The 16246-nt window shown below is 68.0% G+C and carries 13 protein-coding genes; 7 read left to right on the top strand and 6 right to left on the bottom strand.

The features are described from left to right. Window positions 1–2: 2 nt before the first annotated feature. The 6 genes from ROJ8625_RS07825 to ROJ8625_RS07800 form a co-directional block, all read right to left on the bottom strand. Complete coding sequence (locus tag ROJ8625_RS07825; protein WP_085791301.1) at window positions 3–1382, bottom strand: biotin/lipoyl-containing protein; 1380 nt, start codon at window positions 1380–1382, stop codon at window positions 3–5. Then, complete coding sequence (locus tag ROJ8625_RS07820) at window positions 1372–2370, bottom strand: alpha-ketoacid dehydrogenase subunit beta (protein WP_085791300.1); 999 nt, start codon at window positions 2368–2370, stop codon at window positions 1372–1374. The genes ROJ8625_RS07825 and ROJ8625_RS07820 overlap by 11 nt, the downstream gene beginning before the upstream one ends. Window positions 2371–2382: 12 nt before the next feature. Continuing rightward, the gene (locus ROJ8625_RS07815) at window positions 2383–3387 is read right to left on the bottom strand and encodes a thiamine pyrophosphate-dependent dehydrogenase E1 component subunit alpha (RefSeq protein ID WP_085791299.1); all 1005 of its coding nucleotides are present in this window, start codon (window positions 3385–3387) and stop codon (window positions 2383–2385) included. Window positions 3388–3493: 106 nt separating this feature from the next. Continuing rightward, a complete protein-coding gene (locus ROJ8625_RS07810; RefSeq protein ID WP_085791298.1) occupies window positions 3494–4792 on the bottom strand; it encodes a M24 family metallopeptidase in 1299 nt (432 codons plus the stop codon). Window positions 4793–4992: 200 nt separating this feature from the next. After that, window positions 4993–5799, bottom strand: coding sequence for an SDR family NAD(P)-dependent oxidoreductase (locus ROJ8625_RS07805; protein ID WP_085791297.1), 807 nt, complete (start codon window positions 5797–5799; stop codon window positions 4993–4995). A 26-nt stretch (window positions 5800–5825) separates the two neighbouring features. Beyond that, window positions 5826–7634: an ABC transporter substrate-binding protein gene (locus ROJ8625_RS07800; RefSeq protein ID WP_085791296.1), complete on the bottom strand. Its 1809-nt coding sequence runs from the start codon at window positions 7632–7634 to the stop codon at window positions 5826–5828. Between the two features lie 235 nt (window positions 7635–7869). Here ROJ8625_RS07800 and ROJ8625_RS07795 point away from each other — a divergent pair, with 235 nt between their 5' ends. From ROJ8625_RS07795 to fahA, 7 genes are all read left to right on the top strand, one after another. Beyond that, window positions 7870–8838: a sugar ABC transporter substrate-binding protein gene (locus tag ROJ8625_RS07795; RefSeq protein ID WP_085791295.1), complete on the top strand. Its 969-nt coding sequence runs from the start codon at window positions 7870–7872 to the stop codon at window positions 8836–8838. A gap of 86 nt (window positions 8839–8924) precedes the next feature. Further along, window positions 8925–9722: an SDR family NAD(P)-dependent oxidoreductase gene (locus ROJ8625_RS07790; protein ID WP_085791294.1), complete on the top strand. Its 798-nt coding sequence runs from the start codon at window positions 8925–8927 to the stop codon at window positions 9720–9722. Between the two features lie 146 nt (window positions 9723–9868). Then, window positions 9869–10768, top strand: coding sequence for an ABC transporter permease (locus ROJ8625_RS07785; protein WP_234984212.1), 900 nt, complete (start codon window positions 9869–9871; stop codon window positions 10766–10768). A gap of 13 nt (window positions 10769–10781) precedes the next feature. Continuing rightward, on the top strand, window positions 10782–11783 hold the full coding sequence (locus ROJ8625_RS07780) for an ABC transporter permease (RefSeq protein WP_085791293.1): 1002 nt from the start codon (window positions 10782–10784) through the stop codon (window positions 11781–11783). Then, window positions 11780–13285 carry a sugar ABC transporter ATP-binding protein gene (locus tag ROJ8625_RS07775; protein WP_085791292.1) on the top strand — a complete coding sequence of 502 codons (1506 nt, stop codon included), beginning with the start codon at window positions 11780–11782 and terminating at the stop codon, window positions 13283–13285. Before ROJ8625_RS07780 ends, ROJ8625_RS07775 begins: the two co-directional genes overlap by 4 nt. 165 nt (window positions 13286–13450) lie before the next feature. Further along, on the top strand, window positions 13451–14812 hold the full coding sequence (gene hmgA / locus ROJ8625_RS07770) for a homogentisate 1,2-dioxygenase (protein ID WP_085791291.1): 1362 nt from the start codon (window positions 13451–13453) through the stop codon (window positions 14810–14812). Between the two features lie 165 nt (window positions 14813–14977). Next, on the top strand, window positions 14978–16243 hold the full coding sequence (fahA, locus tag ROJ8625_RS07765) for a fumarylacetoacetase (protein ID WP_085791290.1): 1266 nt from the start codon (window positions 14978–14980) through the stop codon (window positions 16241–16243). Window positions 16244–16246 lie beyond the last annotated feature (3 nt).

Genomic DNA, 16246 nt, shown 5'->3' with positions numbered 1-16246 from the left:
GTCTAGAGAAGGTGCCGGAGCGGATCGTCGAGCCGTCCGGCGAAATCGGTCAGAAGCGCGAGGGCCGTGTCCGCCTCGAACGCTCCGGCGGCGCATTCGAGCGTCACGGCCAGGGTGGCGCCGTGGCCCGCGAGCGTCAGGACCGGCGTGGCCTCGGGCCCCATCTCCACCGCGGCGAGGCGCGCCCCGCGTAGATCGCGGATCGTGAGGTCCGGCACTGCGTCGTCGGCCGCCTCGGTGACTCCGCTCAGGGCCCGCGTCTGCGGCACCGCGTAGCGGCGCGTGCGCCCGAAGCGGGTCACCGCGACGCAGCGCAGGTCGTCGTGGCCGGCGGCGGCAAGGCCGGCCAGAAGCGCGGCCTCGTCGCCGACACCTGCGACCTCACTTGCCCAGCGGGCGAACGCGGCGAAGCCCTGCGCCTCCGCTTCGGCCGTCAGCCGGCGCGCGCTCGCCGCAGCGGGCGCCGCGGCCGGTGCCGCGTCCGCGCGGGACAGGGCCCGCAGGCGGTCGAGGTCTCGCGCGTGGAAGGGTTGCGGGTGGCCGGCCCGGGCCAGCAGCGACAGGTCCAGACCTTCTTGAAGGGCGAGGCGGCGGAGCTTGGGGGACGCGAGGGGCCGCGCCCCCGACGCCCCCGTTTCGTCGACCGGTTCCGTTTTGGCAATCGGGCGATCGGGCGGTTGCGGTGCCGCGGTGGCAACGGCCGGCGCGTCGTCCTTCGGCGCCGCCGCCGCCTCGGGCGCATCGGCCGCGCGGCGCGTCACCGTCCGCTCCGGTGCCTCGGCACTGATGATGGCGATGGTCCGCCCGGTCGGTACATCCTCTCCGGCCTCCGCAAGGAGCGCGGCGACGTAGCCGTCGTGACCCGCCGCGACCTCGGCCACGCTCTTGTCGGTCTCGACCTCGAAAAGCACGTCGTCGGCGCCCACCGCGTCGCCTGGAGCCTTGTGCCAGGCGACGAGCAGGCCGGAATCCTGCGACATGCCGAGCGTCGGCATGATGACCGCCGCGCCCTCGGGAAGCGCGTCCGCCCCGACCGCGGGCGGCTCCGCCGCGCCGGGGCCCGTGTTCTGCCCTGTGTCTTGCGCCGTGTCGGGCGCCGTTCCGGCCGCGCCGTTCGCCGTCGGTGGGGGCGCGGTATCGTCGGGGCTGTCGGCGATGCGCGCGATCACCTCGCCCACGGGAACGTCCGCCCCGGCCTCGGCGGTCACCGATGTCAGGAAGCCCGCGCCCTGCGCCTCGACCTCCATCGTGGCCTTGTCGGTCTCCACCTCGAAAAGGATGTCGCCCTCGGCCACCTTGTCGCCCGGCGCCTTGCGCCAGGCGACGATGTGGCCGGTGTCCTGCGCCATGCCGAGCGCGGGCATGATCACCTCATGCGGCATGGATGAGCTCCCCCCGGCACAGCGTCCGCGCCGCTTGCGCCACCGCCTCGGGCGTCGGCACGGTCAGGTCCTCGAGCGCGGGCGAAAACGGCACCGGAACGTCCATCGCGCCGAAGCGCAGGACCGGTGCGTCGAGATGGTAGAACGCGCGTTCGTTGAGCCGCGCGGCAATCTCGCCGGTCACGCCGTAGTTGCGGTGCCCCTCGTCGATCACGATCGCCCGCGAGGTCTTCTTGACCGAGCGCACAAGCGTCTCCTCGTCGAGCGGCACGAGCGTGCGCGGGTCGATCACCTCGGCCGAGATCCCCTCGGCCGACAGCGCCTCCGCCGCCTTCAACGCCACCTGGACCATCGAGGAGGTGCCGATCAGCGTGATGTCGCCGCCCTCGCGCTTGATCGCCGCTTCGCCGAACGGGATCAGGTACTCCTCCTCGGGCACCGGCGCCTTGTCCTGGTACATCAGCTTGTCCTCGAAGATCACGACCGGGTTGTCGTCGCGGATCGCGGTCTTCATCAGGCCCTTCGCCTCGTAGGCCGAGGACGGCATCGCCACCTTCAGCCCGGGGATGTGCGCCACCAGAGCCTGCAGCGACTGCGAATGCTGCGCGGCGGACCGCCGGGTCGCCCCCATGTTGGTGCGCAGCACCATCGGCACGTTCAGCTTGCCGCCCGACATGTAGTAGGACTTCGCCGCCTGATTGCAGAGCTGATCCATCACCAGATAGAGGAAATCGCCGAACATCAGGTCGACGATGGGTCGCGTGCCGGTCATCGCCGCGCCCACGGCAATGCCGACAAAGCCCGGCTCCGAGATCGGCGTGTCGATGACCCGTCCGGTGCCGAACTCCTCGACGAGGCCCGACAGCACCTTGAAGGGCGTGCCGGCCTCGGCCACGTCCTCGCCCAGGAGGAACACGGTCGGATCGCGCCGCATCTCCTCGGCGATCGCCTCGTTCACGGCCTTCGACAGCGTGGTTTCACGACTCATGGCTCGGCCTCCTCAGATATAGGCGAGGGCGTGATCGACGCCCTTGTAGACATGCATGTCGACCTCCGATCCCGGCGGGTACTCGGCGGCCTCGGCATGGGCGACCGCCTGCGCGGCCTCATCCTTCACCGCCTCGCCGATCGCCACCAGTTCGTCGGCCGATACGATTCCCTCCGCTTCGAGCCACGTGCCGAAATTGACGATCGGGTCGCGGACGCGCTTCCACTCCGCCTCCTCGTCCTTGGATCGGTAGTAGTCTCGGTTGATGTCGCCCACGTGGTGCCCGTGGTAGCGGTAGGTCTCGAGTTCGACGAAGAACGGACCCTCGCCGCGCCGAGCCCGCTCCACGAGATCCCGCGCCAGCGCGTTCACCGCCAGCACGTCCTGGCCGTCGACCCGGTGCGCCTCGATCCCGAATGCCTCGGCGCGCGCGGTCAGCGATCCCGCCGCGATCTCCTCGGTCCGGGTGTATTCCGAATAGCCGTTGTTCTCGCAGGCATAGATCACGGGCAGCCGCCAGAGCGCGGCCATGTTCATCACCTCATAGAGAAGACCCTGCGCCGTCGCGCCGTCGCCGAAGAAGCACACCGCCACGTGGCCGGTCTCGCGCAGCTTCGCGGTCAGCGCCGCGCCGGTGGCGATCCCCATCGACCCGCCGACGATGGCGTTGGCCCCGAGGTTGCCGTGGCTCTGGTCGGCGATGTGCATCGACCCGCCCTTGCCGCGGCAATAGCCCTCGGCCTTGCCGAGAAGCTCGCAGAACATCGTCTTCAGATCGCCCCCCTTGGCGACGCAATGACCGTGCCCGCGATGGGTCGAGGTGATGCGGTCGTCGTCGGTCAGCGCCGCGCAGATGCCGACCGCCACGGCCTCCTGTCCGGAATACATGTGCGTCAGCCCCGGCATCTTCGCCGACAGGTAGAGCTGGTTGGCCGTGTCCTCGAAGGCGCGAATGCGCACCATCTGGCGGTACATCCGCAGGTAGTCCTCGGTGTTGTGTGTCGGCGCCTCGGCCATGATCTCCTCCCGCGGCGCCGGCTGCCCGCCGCGCCCGTTTTCTTCTTGGCGAAAATACTCCCGCCGGAGGCGTCCCCGCGCGCCGCGCGCGCCGCCGGCGGGAATGTCAGTACCGGTTGGCGATCGGCAGATCCTCCGCCGGAAACAGCGAGATCACCTCGCAGCCGGTGTCGGTGACGACCACCTCCTCCTCGATCCGCGCCGCGGAGTAGCCGTCGGCGGCGGGGCAGTAGGTCTCGAGCGCGAAGACCATGCCGGTCTCGATTTCCATCGGATGCTCGAGCGACACCGCGCGGCTGATGATCGGCCGCTCGTGGAGCGCGAGGCCGAGACCGTGGCCGAACTGCAGCCCGAAGGCCGACAGCTCGTCGGGAAAGCCGAACTCCTCCGCCCGCGGCCAGAGCTTGGCGACCTGGTCGGTGGTGACGCCGGGCTTGATCGCGGCGATCGCGGCGTCGAGCCACTCGCGGCATTTCACGTACGCGTCGTGTTGCCCGGGCGTCGCCCGGCCGATGTTGAAGGTTCGGTAGTAGCAGGTCCGGTAGCCCTGGTAGCTCTGCAGGATGTCAAAGAACGCCTGGTCGCCGGGCCGGAAATAACGGTCGGTGAAGTTGTGGGGGTGCGGGTTGCAGCGCTCGCCGGCGATCGCGTTGATCGCCTCCACGTCGTCCGACCCCATCTCGTAGAGCATCTTGTTGGACATCGCGACGATGTCGTTCTCGCGGACGCCGGGTTTCAGCTCTTCCCAGATCATGTGATAGACGCCGTCGACCATGCTGGCCGCTTGCGTCAGGAGCTGGATCTCGTCCCAGTTCTTGATCTCGCGGGCGCCGAGCATGACCTGCTGGCCGTCGACGACGTTCAGACCGGCGGCCTTGAGCGCCTCGAACATCGCGGTCTCGGCGTAGTCGACGCCGACCGGCATGTCCTTCATGCCGGCATCCTCGATCAGTCCGGCGATCTCCTCGGCGTATTTCTGCATCAGGCCGAAGGACGGCGGGATCGTGCCGCGCATCCCCGTCACGCCGGCGCGGCAATGCGACGGCTCGAGCCAGTCGGCGTATTTCTTGTGGTGCACCGCGGCCGATCCGAAATCCCAGACGTAGGGCGCGTCGTCGCCGGTCAGCAGGCAGAAACGGCACATCTTGTCGCGCTCCCACTCGCCGATCTTGGTGCCGGACACGTAGCGGATGTTGTTGACGTCGAAGAGCAGCAGCGTGCCGCAGTCGCTCGCCTTGAGCGCCTCGCGCGTCCGGCTTAGGCGATAGCGGCGCAGGCGGTCGTGATCGATCCGCCGCTCGAAATCGACCGAGGTGTGCCCCCAGGCCGGGATACGCCCCTCCCACCGCCAGTTCGGATCGAGATCGGCGGGTTTCAGGACGTTGGGTGTCAGTGCAAGGTTCATCGGATCCTCCCATGGCGCGGGCGCTGGGCCCGCCGTCTCGTTCCGTCGCGGGCGGAGTGCCCGCGATGTGTCTTTCGCGGGCGATGGCGGCCGCCCGGCGTCGTCACGTCGCGTGCGGACCGGACGATCCGGTCCCGGGGCCGGGCCGCGCCTGCGGGCGCGCGTCGGGCGACCCGGGGACTACGGCACCGGCGGCGCTGTCACTGGATGCACCAGCCGCCGTCGATGTGGATCATCTGCCCGGTCATGTAGTCGCTGTCCGGCGAGGCCAGGAACGCCGCGGTGCCCGAGACGTCCTCGGGATAGGACACTCGCTTGATCTGCAGCGCGTCGCGGACGATGTCCTCGTAGGCCTGGCCTTCCTTCTGCTTGAACCCGATGTCGACGAGATCCTTATCGAGCTGCTCCCAGAGCGGGGTGACCACCACGCCGGGCGCGTAACCGTTGACCGTGATCCCGTGTTCGGCGAGCCCGATCGCGCCGCAATGGGTGAGCGCGAGCACCCCGTATTTCGAGGTGCAGTAGACGGTGACGTCCACCAGCGGCTTGCGCGAGGCGATAGAGCCCACGGTGATGATCTTGTAGGGATAGTCCTGCTTTCCCTGCGCGATCATCTGGCGCGCGGTCTCCTGCATCCCGAGCCACATGGCGCGGGTGTTCACGTTCATGATGAGGTCCCAGTTGTCTTCGTCGATATCCATGAAGAAGCGCGGCTTGTTCAGGCCGGCATTGAACACCGCGACGTTGATCATGCCCCATTCCTCGACCACGGCCTTCACCGCGGCGGCGTTGTCGTCGCGGGTGGTGACGTCGCATTTCACCGCGATTGCACGGCCGCCATTCTGTCCGTTGATCGTGTCGGCGACGCCCTGGGCGGTGTCGCGGTCGATGTCGGCGAGGCAGACATTGGCCCCCTGCGCCGCGAAGCTCGCGGCGTTCTCGGCGCCCATGCCGCGGCCGGCGCCGGTGATCAGGATGTTCTTGCCCTCGAGGCGTTTGGCGTCCATCTGTCTCCTCCCTTTCGGTCTTCTTGTCAGTCGCGTCCCGCCATGACGGCCTCGGCGCGGGCCTGGGCGCGGGCGAGCGCGTCGGCGGGGCGTGTGACGCCGCGCAGCATGTCGTGGAACTCGTGGCCGCAGATGCGGATGATCTCGAAGATCTCGGGCGCCGGCGGGCGCGGCCAGAACTGTAGCTCGTCGCGCCAGCTCATCTGTTCGACCGAGTCGAAGATCGGCGACAGCCGCCGCACCTCCGGGTCGGAACCCACGGAATAGCGCGGGGCGGTGCGCGATCCGTTCTGGACATACAGCTTCTGCGCCTCGGCGGAGGTGAACACGATCAGTGCCTCCACCGTTTCGGCCAGCCGGTCCTCGGGCAGGTTCGCGGGAATGCCGAGCGCGTAGCCGCCGACGGGCGCGATCGGCTTGCCGAGCGGGCCGTGCGGGTGCGGCAGGTAGGCGGTGTTGCCGTAGGCCGGGGACGAGACGTCGAGCTCGAAATACGGCGCCAGCAGCGTGTAGCCGTAGGCCATCGCGATCTTTCCGGCGGCGTACGGGCGCACGCGCTCGTACCATGACATCGATAGGATGTCGGGCGGTGAGTAGTCCATCAGCGCCAACAGGTATTCGGCGGCGTCGCGGGCGCGCGGAGTGTCGATGGTGGGGGTCAGCGGCCGGTCGAGGTGGTCGGCGTCGTAGCCGCCCGCGATCGCCGCGAGGTCGAAGATCGGCTGCCCGAAATCGGCGCAAGTCATCATGAAGGTGTGGCCGAGTGCCGTGCCGCGCGCCGCGTTCCAGGCGATGCCGTAGCGGCCCTTGCGCGGCGCGTGCAGCGCCTTGGCCGCCTCGAGCACGGCGTCTGTCGTGGTCGGCGGTTCCAGGCCCGCCTCGGCGAAGAGATCGCGGCGATAGAACATCAATTCGGGCGTGGTCTGGCTCGGCACGCCGTAGGGGCGCCCCTCCCAATGGGTCGCGCGCCAGCCTGCGGTGTGGAAGTCGCCGGGATCGAGCCGCGACACGTCCATCACCTCGTCGAGGGGCCGCAGCACGCCGCGCTTCACGAATTCGCCGATCAGCGGCAGGTCCACCGCGATCAGGTCGTAGCGGCTCTGCGCGCGTTCGGCGTTCTTCAGCGCCTCGGCGCGCAAGCGGTCGATCGAGAAGGCCCGCACCTTTATGCTGTTGCCGACGATCTGCTCGAACTGGCGCTTCAGCGCGACCATCACCATGAAGGTCGGGTCGCCGTGGACGAGAACACGCAGGCCGCCCGACAGTTTCAGCGGCTGCGGCAGCACCCGCGGCGGCTGAAGGAGCGACTGCCCCGCCATGTAGGATCCGCCGAAATAGTAGTCGGCGGTCTCCGGTCCGCGCATCTCGTGGCGGAACGTCGTCTCGCCCAGGCGGACGATCCGGCCCGAAAGCTGCGTCCAGGTCTCGATCAGGCGCGGGCTCGGATGCAGGGACACGCTCTTGCCCGTGTCCGAGCGCGCGCGGTCCTCCACGAGGCCCGCGCGGCGCATGTCGGACAGTTTTCGCATGGCGGTCGCGTAGGGCACGCCGGCCGAAGCCACGAGCGCCGAGGCGGTCACCAGGCGCCCCTCGAGATGGCTCTTTATGAGATGCAGTGCCATGTTGAGGTATGGGTTGGGCGCCGACGGCTCCAGCGTGGTCTCGATTTCCGAGATGAGGTCGCCGATGAATGTCACCACGCGCTCCAGCTCCGCCGTGCCGTCCGCATCGAGCTGCGCGGCCGCGGCGGCCTCGTCGGCCGGAAGGATATCGTGGCGGGGCTGGTTCACTTCGTTCGGGTCCGGTTTTTGCGACTGGTTTTTGCGCTGCGTCATCGCGACGTGTCTCCAAGCCTCTCCAAATTGGATACCCGGGTATCGGGCCCAGATGTCCAATATGGACACTAGATTATCCAAAATGGATACATTTCGGAGGCAAACGCGACGGGATCTGGATGATCAATCGGGGCAGGGCGGCCCGTTCGGCGCGAACGGCGCGGGACACCGGGGAGGAGCCGGTCGAGGCCGCCGAAATTCAGCACTTGATAACGTTTTCGGGGAGGACACACCGATGCTGACCAAGACCAAGGCGACGCTCGCCGCCACCACCGCGTTCGCGGCCGTCGCATGCGCCGGATCGGCGCTCGCGCAGGACAGCTTCACCATCGGCATCACGCAGAACAACGTCGGCGTGGACAGCTACCAGACGACCTACGAGCAGGCGTTCATCGACGCGGCGGAGGCCAACGACAACGTCGAGACCGTGGTGCTCGATGCCGGCGGGGACGTCGCGCGCCAGATCGCGCAGATGGAGGATCTCATCCAGCAGGAGGTCGACGCCATCATCATCTGGCCGACGAACGGCGAGGCGGTGATCCCGGCCGTGCGCAAGGCCAGCCAGGCCGGCATCCCGGTGATCGTCACCAATTCGAACATCGCCGAGCCGGGCTTCGACTTCGTCGCGTCCTTCTCGGGGCCTGACAACATCACTCAAGGTTCGCGCTCGGCCGAGATCATGTGCGACCGCTTCAAGGAGCAGGGAATCGCGGACGAGGCGCAGATCGTCCAGATCTCGGGCCAGCCCGGCTACACCACCGCGATCGAGCGCGCGCAGGGCTTCGAGGAAAGGCTGCCCGAAGTGTGCCCGAACGTCACCCTGCTGGAGACCCAGCCCGGCGACTGGAACCGCGAAAAGAGCCAGCAGGTGATGGAGGCGTTCCTCGTCAAGTATGACGACATCGACGGCGTCTATTCCGGCGACGACAACATGGGCGTGGGCGCGCTGAACGCGGCGAAGGCCGCGGGCCGCGCCGGCGACATCACCTTCGTGGGCGCCACCAACTTCGCGGTCGGCTACGAGGCGATGGAGGCGGGCGATTACTGGGGCTCGATCTACCAGTCCCCGGTCGATGACGCCGAGGCGGCGCTGCAGACCGCGCTCGACGTGCTCAACGGCGAGGACGTGCCGTTCCTCAACTACTTCGACACGCCGAAGATCACGCAGGAAAACATGGGCGAGTTCTCGAAGCCCGTCTTCTGAGACTCGGTCCGCCGGGCCGGTCGCGCGCCTCCTCCCTTGGGCGAGGCGGCCGGCCCGATCAGTCCTGCTGCTGAACGGAGGGGGTCATGGGACGTGTCTCGGGCCGTGTCTGCATCGTGACCGGCGCCGCGCGCGGCATCGGTCGCGCCATCGCCGGCGCACTGGCCGACGAGGGCGCCGACGTGTGCTTCGCCGACCTGAACGGACAAGCCGTCGCGGAGGCCGCGGAGGCCAAGCGCGCCGGCCTGAACGGGCAGGGAAGCCGCGTCACCCACGCGCAGGTCGACGTGACGGACCGGGCGCAGGTCCAAGCGATGATCGCGCACACCGTCGACACGTTCGGCCGGCTCGACGTGATGTTCAACAATGCGGGCGTGAACCGGCCCATGAACTTTCTCGACGTGACCGAGGACAACTGGAATCTGATCATGGGCGTGAACGGGCTCGGCTGCCTGATCGGCATGCAGGAGGCCGCGCGCCGCATGATCGCGCAGGGCACGGGCGGCAAGATCGTCAACACCGCGTCGATCGCGTCGCGCCAGGGATTCGACAATGTCGCGCCGTACTGCGCGTCGAAATGGGCGGTCGTTTCCCTGACCCAGTCAGCGGCCCGTGATCTCGCCAAGCACGACATCACGGTCACCGGTTTTGCCCCCGGGGTCGTGGCCACCGAAATGTGGGAGGAGGTCGATCGCGACCTCATGGAAATCGGCGCCGCGCAACGGCCGGGACAGGCGATGGAGGAGTTCTCGGCCTCCATCCTCAGAGGGCGCGTGGCGCGGCCCGACGACATCACCGGAACGACCACGTTCCTCGCTTCGCGCGACAGCGACTACATGACCGGCCAGATCGTGATGATCGACGGCGGCATGACGCTGGTATGAGCGCGGGCGGCAACAGACCGGAGGAGACCATGGCCGATACCGCGAGCACGACCGACGCCAAGCGCGGCGGCAAGGACGCGCCCCCGCGCGAACCGATCCTGAAGCTCGTGGCCAAGCAGGGGATCCTGATCGCATTTGTGCTGTTCATGATCGGCTTCGCGCTGGCCAATTCCCGGTTTCTCGATCCCGAGAACATAATGGGCGTGATACGGTCCTCGGCGATCCTCGGGGTGATGGCGCTGGGCGTCACCTTCGTGGTGATCTCGGGCAACCTCGACCTCTCGGTCGGGTCGATGATGTCGTTCTCGACGATCGTGGTGCTCGACCTGCACGACAAGATCGGACCGGCTCTGGCCATCCCGGCGATGTTCGCGCTGACGCTCTGCCTCGGGGCGTTCATCGGCTTTCTCGTGGGATACCTGAAGCTCAACTCGCTGATCGTGACGCTCGGGATGCTCTCGGCGATCCACGGGCTCACGCTCACCTGGTCGGGCGGCCAGAACATGGACATCGCGGACAAGTCCGGCACGTGGTTCTCGGTCTTCGGGCAGGGCGAGATGCTCGGCATCCCGGTGCCCATCCTGCTCTTCGCGCTGCTGGCCGCGACGCTGGGCGTGGTGCTGGCGCGCACGCCCTTCGGCCGCAAGGTCTACGCCGTCGGCGGCAACGGTACGGCGGCCACGTTCTCGGGCATCCGCCGGGCGCGCGTGGTCTTCCTGTGCTATCTCGTCTCGGCCTTCTGCGTGGCCTGCGCCGGGCTGATCCAGGCCTCCCGCTCGCTCGGGTCGCAGAACACCGTCGGGCAGGGGATGGAGCTCGAGGTCCTGGCGGCCGTGATCCTCGGCGGGGCGTCGCTCCTCGGCGGGTCGGGCGCGATCTACAAGACCGTGATCGGCGTGCTGATCCTCGGCTTCATCCAGAACGGTCTGCTGCTGATCGGCCTGCAATTCTACGCCCAGTACGTGGTGACGTGGATCATCATCATCCTCGCCGTCTGGCTCGACATCGGCGCCAAGCGCGGCCGGTTCCTGTCCCCCATCGCCTGAGGAGACGTCGCTCATGCAACCCGGGTCCCTCTCAACCTTCCTCAAGCGCGGCGCGATCTGGGCGTTCATCGCGGTCGAACTGGCGTTCTTCTCGGTGGCCGGCCAATACCTCTCGGTCACCGACACCGCGTTCCTCGACCTCGACAACATGCTGCTGCTGCTCAAGCAGTCCGCGCCGATCGGGATCATCGCGCTGGGCATGACCGTGGTGATGATCAACGGCAACATCGACCTGTCGGTGGGCGCGACCTTCGCGCTGGCGGCGATCGTCCTTCTCGACAGCATGACCTGGCCGATCTTCGCGGGACTCGGCGACTGGGTGATCCCGATTTCCTGGGCGCTGGCGCTCGCGACGGGCGTCGTGCTCGGGGCGATCAACGGCTTCATCGTGTGGAAGACCGGCGTCGACGCCTTCATCGTGACCCTGGGCGCGATGCTCGGCTATCGCGGGCTCGTCTTCATGTACAACGGCGAACAGCCAACCTCTCACCTGAACTGGACGCTGATCGACTTCGCTGAGGCGCAGGTTCTGGGCCTGCACACAGCGACGTGGTTCCTGCTCGGCACGGTTCTCGTGCTCTGGCTGGTGATGAACTTCACCGTGCACGGTCGCAATGCCTACGCCATCGGCGACAACCGCGAGGCGGCGGTGAACGCGGGGATCCGCGTCGGACCGCACATGATGATCAACTTCATGCTGATCGGTTTCCTCGCGGCGCTGTCGGCGGTCGTGTTCTACTCCGAAAGCGGATCGGTGAACCCCAACGACGGCACGCTCTACGAACTCTGGGCGATCACGGCCGTGGTCTTGGGCGGCACGAAACTGACCGGCGGGTCGGGGTCGGTCGTGGCGACCTTCGGTGGCGTGATCGCGATCCAGCTGCTGCGCAAGGGGCTGGGCTATATCGGCGCCGACACCGAGACGGTGAACCTCGTGATCGGCCTCATCCTGATCGCTGTGCTGTTTCTCGACCGGCAACTCAACGTGAAGGGCAGACAGGAGCTTCGCACATGACCGCCGCCGCGCTTCGCCTCGAGAACATCGTGAAGACCTTTCCGGGCGTGCGCGCGCTCGACGGCGTCAGCTTCGACGTCCGGCCCGGTGAGGTGCACGCCCTCATGGGGGAGAACGGCGCCGGGAAGTCGACGCTGATGAAGGTTCTGGGCGGCATCCACCAGCCGAACGAGGGGACGATCCATGTCGGCGAGCGGCCCGTGGTGATGCAGACCCCGCAGGATGCCAAGGCGCTCGGGATCATGTTCATCCATCAGGAGCTGAGCCTCGCGACCGAACTGTCGGTGGCCGAGAACATCTATCTCGGTGCCCTGCCGACGCGCGGCTTCGGCCGTGTCGACCGCGCGAGGCTCCACGCCGACACGCAGCGGATCCTCGACAAGCTGCGCGTGAGCTTCGGCCCCGGCACCAAGGTCGGCGATCTGTCGATCGCCAACCAGCAAATGGTGGAGATCGCGCGGGCCCTGACGGTCGATCCCGTCGCGGTGATCTTCGACGAGCCGACGGCGTCGCTGACCGACGCCGAGAAGGTCGTCCTGTTCGACGTGATCGCGGATCTCAAGGCGCAGGGCGTCGGCATCATCTACATCTCGCACCGCATGGAGGAGATCTTCCGCATCACCGATCGCATCAGCGTCCTGCGCGACGGTCAGTATCGCGGCACGCTCGACACCGCCGAAACCGACGAGGACGAGGTCACGCAGCTCATGATCGGTCGCGCGCTCGACCTGTCGCGGAACACCTCGCACCATCAACTGGGCGACGTCGCGCTGGAGGTTCAGGGCCTGTCCTGCGGGCGGCTCTACGAGGATATCAGCTTTGCCGTGCGGCGGGGCGAGGTCGTTGGCTTCTACGGGCTCGTGGGCGCCGGACGGACGGAGATCGCGGAAACCCTCTTCGGGCTGCGCGAACCCTCGAAGGGCCGCATCCTCCTCGACGGATCCGAGGTGCGACTCGGCTCGCCGGCCGACGCGATCGCGCACGGGATCAGCCTCGTGCCGGAGGATCGCAAGGGACAGGGGCTCGTGCTCGGGATGAACTGCCGGGACAACATGACCCTGCCGCAGGTCTCCGATCTCGCGTCGGGCATGCTGACTGCCGAGGGCGCGGAGACCGACATCTTCGCGCGCTATCACGAGAGCCTCGACATCCGCACGCCGAGCTGGCGACAGACCGTCGGCAATCTGTCGGGCGGGAACCAGCAGAAGATCGTGATCGGCAAGTGGCTGGCGATGAAGCCGAAAGTGCTGATCGTCGATGAGCCGACCCGCGGCATCGACGTCGGTTCGAAAGCGGAGATCCACAACCTGATCCGCGGCCTGGCGGCGGACGGCTACGCGGTGATCGTCATCAGTTCGGAGATGCCCGAGGTGCTTCACGTGAGCGACCGGATCGTGGCGATGTTCTCGGGCCGGATCACCCGGACCTTCTCGTCCGAGGAGGTGACGGAAGACGCGCTGGTGCAGGCGATTTCAGGCCTGTCCGAGAAACCGGCGGCCTGAACCGCATCCAGAAACCGATCAAGTCTTGCAGACCCGTCGGCGCCCGACGGGTCTGCGCGGCCCTGCCAACGAGCGATGAGCTGCGTTGACCTCATTGCAAATGCAACGAACAATGGAGCCTCGAATCGGAGCGCGGCCGATCGGCCGCGGGAGGGGAGGCCGCCGATGACGACGCAGGAACTTCCGAACGGCATGCGCCGCGCCGCCACGCAGGAGGGCACGACCGAAGGCTACATGCCCGGCTTCGGAAACGACTTCGAGACCGAGGCGCTGCCGGGCGCGTTGCCGCAGGGCATGAACAGCCCGCAGAAGTGCAATTACGGGCTCTACGGCGAACAGCTCTCGGGCACGGCATTCACCGCGCCGCAGCATCGCAACGAGCGCACGTGGTGTTACCGCATCCGGCCCTCGGTGAAGCATTCCGGCCGCTACCGGCCGATCGACCTGCCGTACTGGAAGACCGCGCCGCACATCCCCGAGGGCGTGACCTCGCTCGGGCAGTACCGCTGGGATCCGGTGCCCCTGACGGACGAGCCGCTGACCTGGCTGACAGGGATGCGCACGATGACCACGGCCGGCGACGTCAACACGCAGACCGGCATGGCGAGCCATGTCTATCTCGTGACCGAGAGCATGCGCGACGCGTATTTCTACTCGGCCGACAGCGAGCTTCTGGTCGTGCCGCAGGCGGGGCGGCTGCGCTTCTCGACCGAGCTCGGCGTCATCGACCTCGCGCCGCGGGAGATCGCGATCCTGCCGCGCGGACTGGTCTACCGGGTCGAGGTGCTGGAGGGGCCGTGTCGTGGCTTTGTCTGCGAGAACTACGGCCAGAAATTCGAATTGCCGAACCGCGGTCCGATCGGCGCCAACTGCATGGCGAACCGGCGAGACTTCAAGTCGCCGGTCGCCGCTTTCGAGGACCGCGAAACGCCATCGACGCTGACGATCAAGTGGTGCGGGCAGTTCCACGCCTGCGAGATCGGGCACAGCCCGCTCGACGTCGTGGCGTGGCACGGCAACTACGCGCCGGTCAAGTACGACCTCGCGACCTACTGCCCGGTGGGCGCGGTCCTGTTCGATCACCCGGACCCGTCGATCTTCACGGTGCTGACCGCGCCGTCGGGCGTCGACGGAACCGCGAATATCGACTTCGTGCTGTTCCGCGAGCGCTGGATGGTGGCCGAGGACACCTTCCGCCCGCCGTGGTACCACAAGAACGTCATGTCCGAGCTGATGGGCAACATCTACGGCCAGTACGACGCCAAGCCGCAGGGCTTTGTTCCGGGTGGCCTGTCGCTGCACAACATGATGCTGCCGCACGGCCCGGACCGCGAGGCGTTCGAGGGCGCATCGAACGCAGATCTCGCCCCCGCCAAGCTCGACGACACCATGTCGTTCATGTTCGAGACGCGGTTTCCCCAGCACCTGACCGCCTTCGCGGGGACGGAGGCGCCACTGCAGGACGACTACGTCGATTGCTGGGACGGGATCGAGAAGAAGTTCGACGGCACGCCGGGGGTGAAATGACCGGTCCGGGACGGGGTTCGGGCGTGACCCGCCGTGGAGGCGGCTCCGCGGCGGTCGGCCTTGATGGGGGCTCCGCCCCCGGCGCCTGCGGCGCCTCCCCCGGAGTATTTGGGCCAAGAAGAAGCACGGGGCGGCGGATGAGTGCGCGCGCCGGCGGGAGGACCGATGGGCCTCGAGCGTAGCTGGGTGGAGAGCGCGAACGCGCCCGGGGCGGATTTTCCGCTCAACAACCTGCCCTTGGGCGCCTTCGCCGCCGGGGGCGGCGCGCATTGCGGGGTCGCGATCGGGGACAGCATCCTCGACGTGACACGGCTCGAGGCGGACGGTCGGATCGAGATCGCCCCGGGCGCCGGCGCGATCCTCGGGGAGGGCGACTGGACCGCGTTCATCGCGCGGGGGCCCGGAACCTGGGCGCGGCTGCGCGCCGCGCTGACCGAGATGCTGGCCGAGGGCTCCGAGGATGCGGATATCCTGGCGGCGTATCTGGTGGCGCAGGCCGACGTGGCGATGGCGATGCCCGTGCGCGTGTCGGAGTTCACCGATTTCTACGCCGGCCGTCATCACGCCACCAATGTCGGCACGATGTTCCGCGGCCCCGAGAACGCTCTTCCGGCGAACTGGCTGTCGATCCCGATCGGCTACAACGGGCGCGCCTCGTCCGTCGTCGTCTCGGGAACGGACGTCACGCGCCCCCGCGGGCAGGTGAAGGACGCGGACGCCGACCTGCCGCGGTTCGCGCCGAGCGCGCGCTTCGACTTCGAGCTGGAACTCGGCGCGATCGTCGGGCAGCCCTCGGACGGGATGGTCAGCGTCGCCGAGGCCGACGAGATGATCTTCGGCTACGTGCTTCTGAACGACTGGTCCGCACGCGACATCCAGGCCTGGGAATACCAGCCGCTGGGGCCGTTCCAGTCGAAGGCGACCGCGACGTCGATCGGTCCGTGGATCGTGCCGAAGGCGGCGCTCGAGCCGTTCCGGGTCGCCACGCCGGAGCGCGCGCGCGCGCTGCTGGCGTACCTGCACGAGCCTGGGCCGATGCTTTACGACATCGCGCTGGAGGTCGCGCTCGCGCCGGCCGGCGGCCGCGAGACGGTGATCGCGCGCACGAACTACCGGGAGATGTACTATTCGTCCGCGCAGCAGCTGGCGCACCACACCACGTCGGGCTGTCCGATGCGGGTGGGCGATCTCATCGGCTCCGGGACGATCTCGGGGCCCGAACCCGATGCGCGGGGGTCGCTGCTCGAGCTGAGCTGGGGCGGCGCGTCTCCGGTCACGCTCGAGGCCGGGGAGACGCGTCGCTTTCTCGAGGATGGCGACACACTGATCCTGCGCGGCGCGGCGGAGGGCGACGGCTACCGCATCGGGTTCGGATCGTGCACCGGGACGGTGCGGCCCGCGCGGGAACTGCCCGATTGGGCGAAGGACTAGGAG

Source organism: Roseivivax jejudonensis (assembly GCF_900172265.1).
In the GTDB taxonomy this organism is placed as follows: Bacteria; Pseudomonadota; Alphaproteobacteria; order Rhodobacterales; family Rhodobacteraceae; genus Roseivivax; species Roseivivax jejudonensis.
Note: the sequence above shows the minus strand (reverse complement) of the source record. Positions and strands in the feature narration are given on the sequence as shown.

What these genes read in the sequence shown, in the direction of transcription:
- ROJ8625_RS07790 (WP_085791294.1), top strand. Translation starts at nt 8,925, where the DNA reads ATGGGACGTGTCTCGGGCCGTGTCTGCATCGTGACCGGCGCCGCGCGC.
- ROJ8625_RS07805 (WP_085791297.1), bottom strand. Translation starts at nt 5,799, where the DNA reads ATGGACGCCAAACGCCTCGAGGGCAAGAACATCCTGATCACCGGCGCC.
- ROJ8625_RS07795 (WP_085791295.1), top strand. Translation starts at nt 7,870, where the DNA reads ATGCTGACCAAGACCAAGGCGACGCTCGCCGCCACCACCGCGTTCGCG.
- ROJ8625_RS07780 (WP_085791293.1), top strand. Translation starts at nt 10,782, where the DNA reads ATGCAACCCGGGTCCCTCTCAACCTTCCTCAAGCGCGGCGCGATCTGG.
- ROJ8625_RS07825 (WP_085791301.1), bottom strand. Translation starts at nt 1,382, where the DNA reads ATGCCGCATGAGGTGATCATGCCCGCGCTCGGCATGGCGCAGGACACC.
- ROJ8625_RS07800 (WP_085791296.1), bottom strand. Translation starts at nt 7,634, where the DNA reads ATGACGCAGCGCAAAAACCAGTCGCAAAAACCGGACCCGAACGAAGTG.
- ROJ8625_RS07815 (WP_085791299.1), bottom strand. Translation starts at nt 3,387, where the DNA reads ATGGCCGAGGCGCCGACACACAACACCGAGGACTACCTGCGGATGTAC.
- ROJ8625_RS07785 (WP_234984212.1), top strand. Translation starts at nt 9,869, where the DNA reads ATGATCGGCTTCGCGCTGGCCAATTCCCGGTTTCTCGATCCCGAGAAC.
- ROJ8625_RS07810 (WP_085791298.1), bottom strand. Translation starts at nt 4,792, where the DNA reads ATGAACCTTGCACTGACACCCAACGTCCTGAAACCCGCCGATCTCGAT.
- ROJ8625_RS07775 (WP_085791292.1), top strand. Translation starts at nt 11,780, where the DNA reads ATGACCGCCGCCGCGCTTCGCCTCGAGAACATCGTGAAGACCTTTCCG.
- ROJ8625_RS07820 (WP_085791300.1), bottom strand. Translation starts at nt 2,370, where the DNA reads ATGAGTCGTGAAACCACGCTGTCGAAGGCCGTGAACGAGGCGATCGCC.
- fahA (WP_085791290.1), top strand. Translation starts at nt 14,978, where the DNA reads ATGGGCCTCGAGCGTAGCTGGGTGGAGAGCGCGAACGCGCCCGGGGCG.
- hmgA (WP_085791291.1), top strand. Translation starts at nt 13,451, where the DNA reads ATGACGACGCAGGAACTTCCGAACGGCATGCGCCGCGCCGCCACGCAG.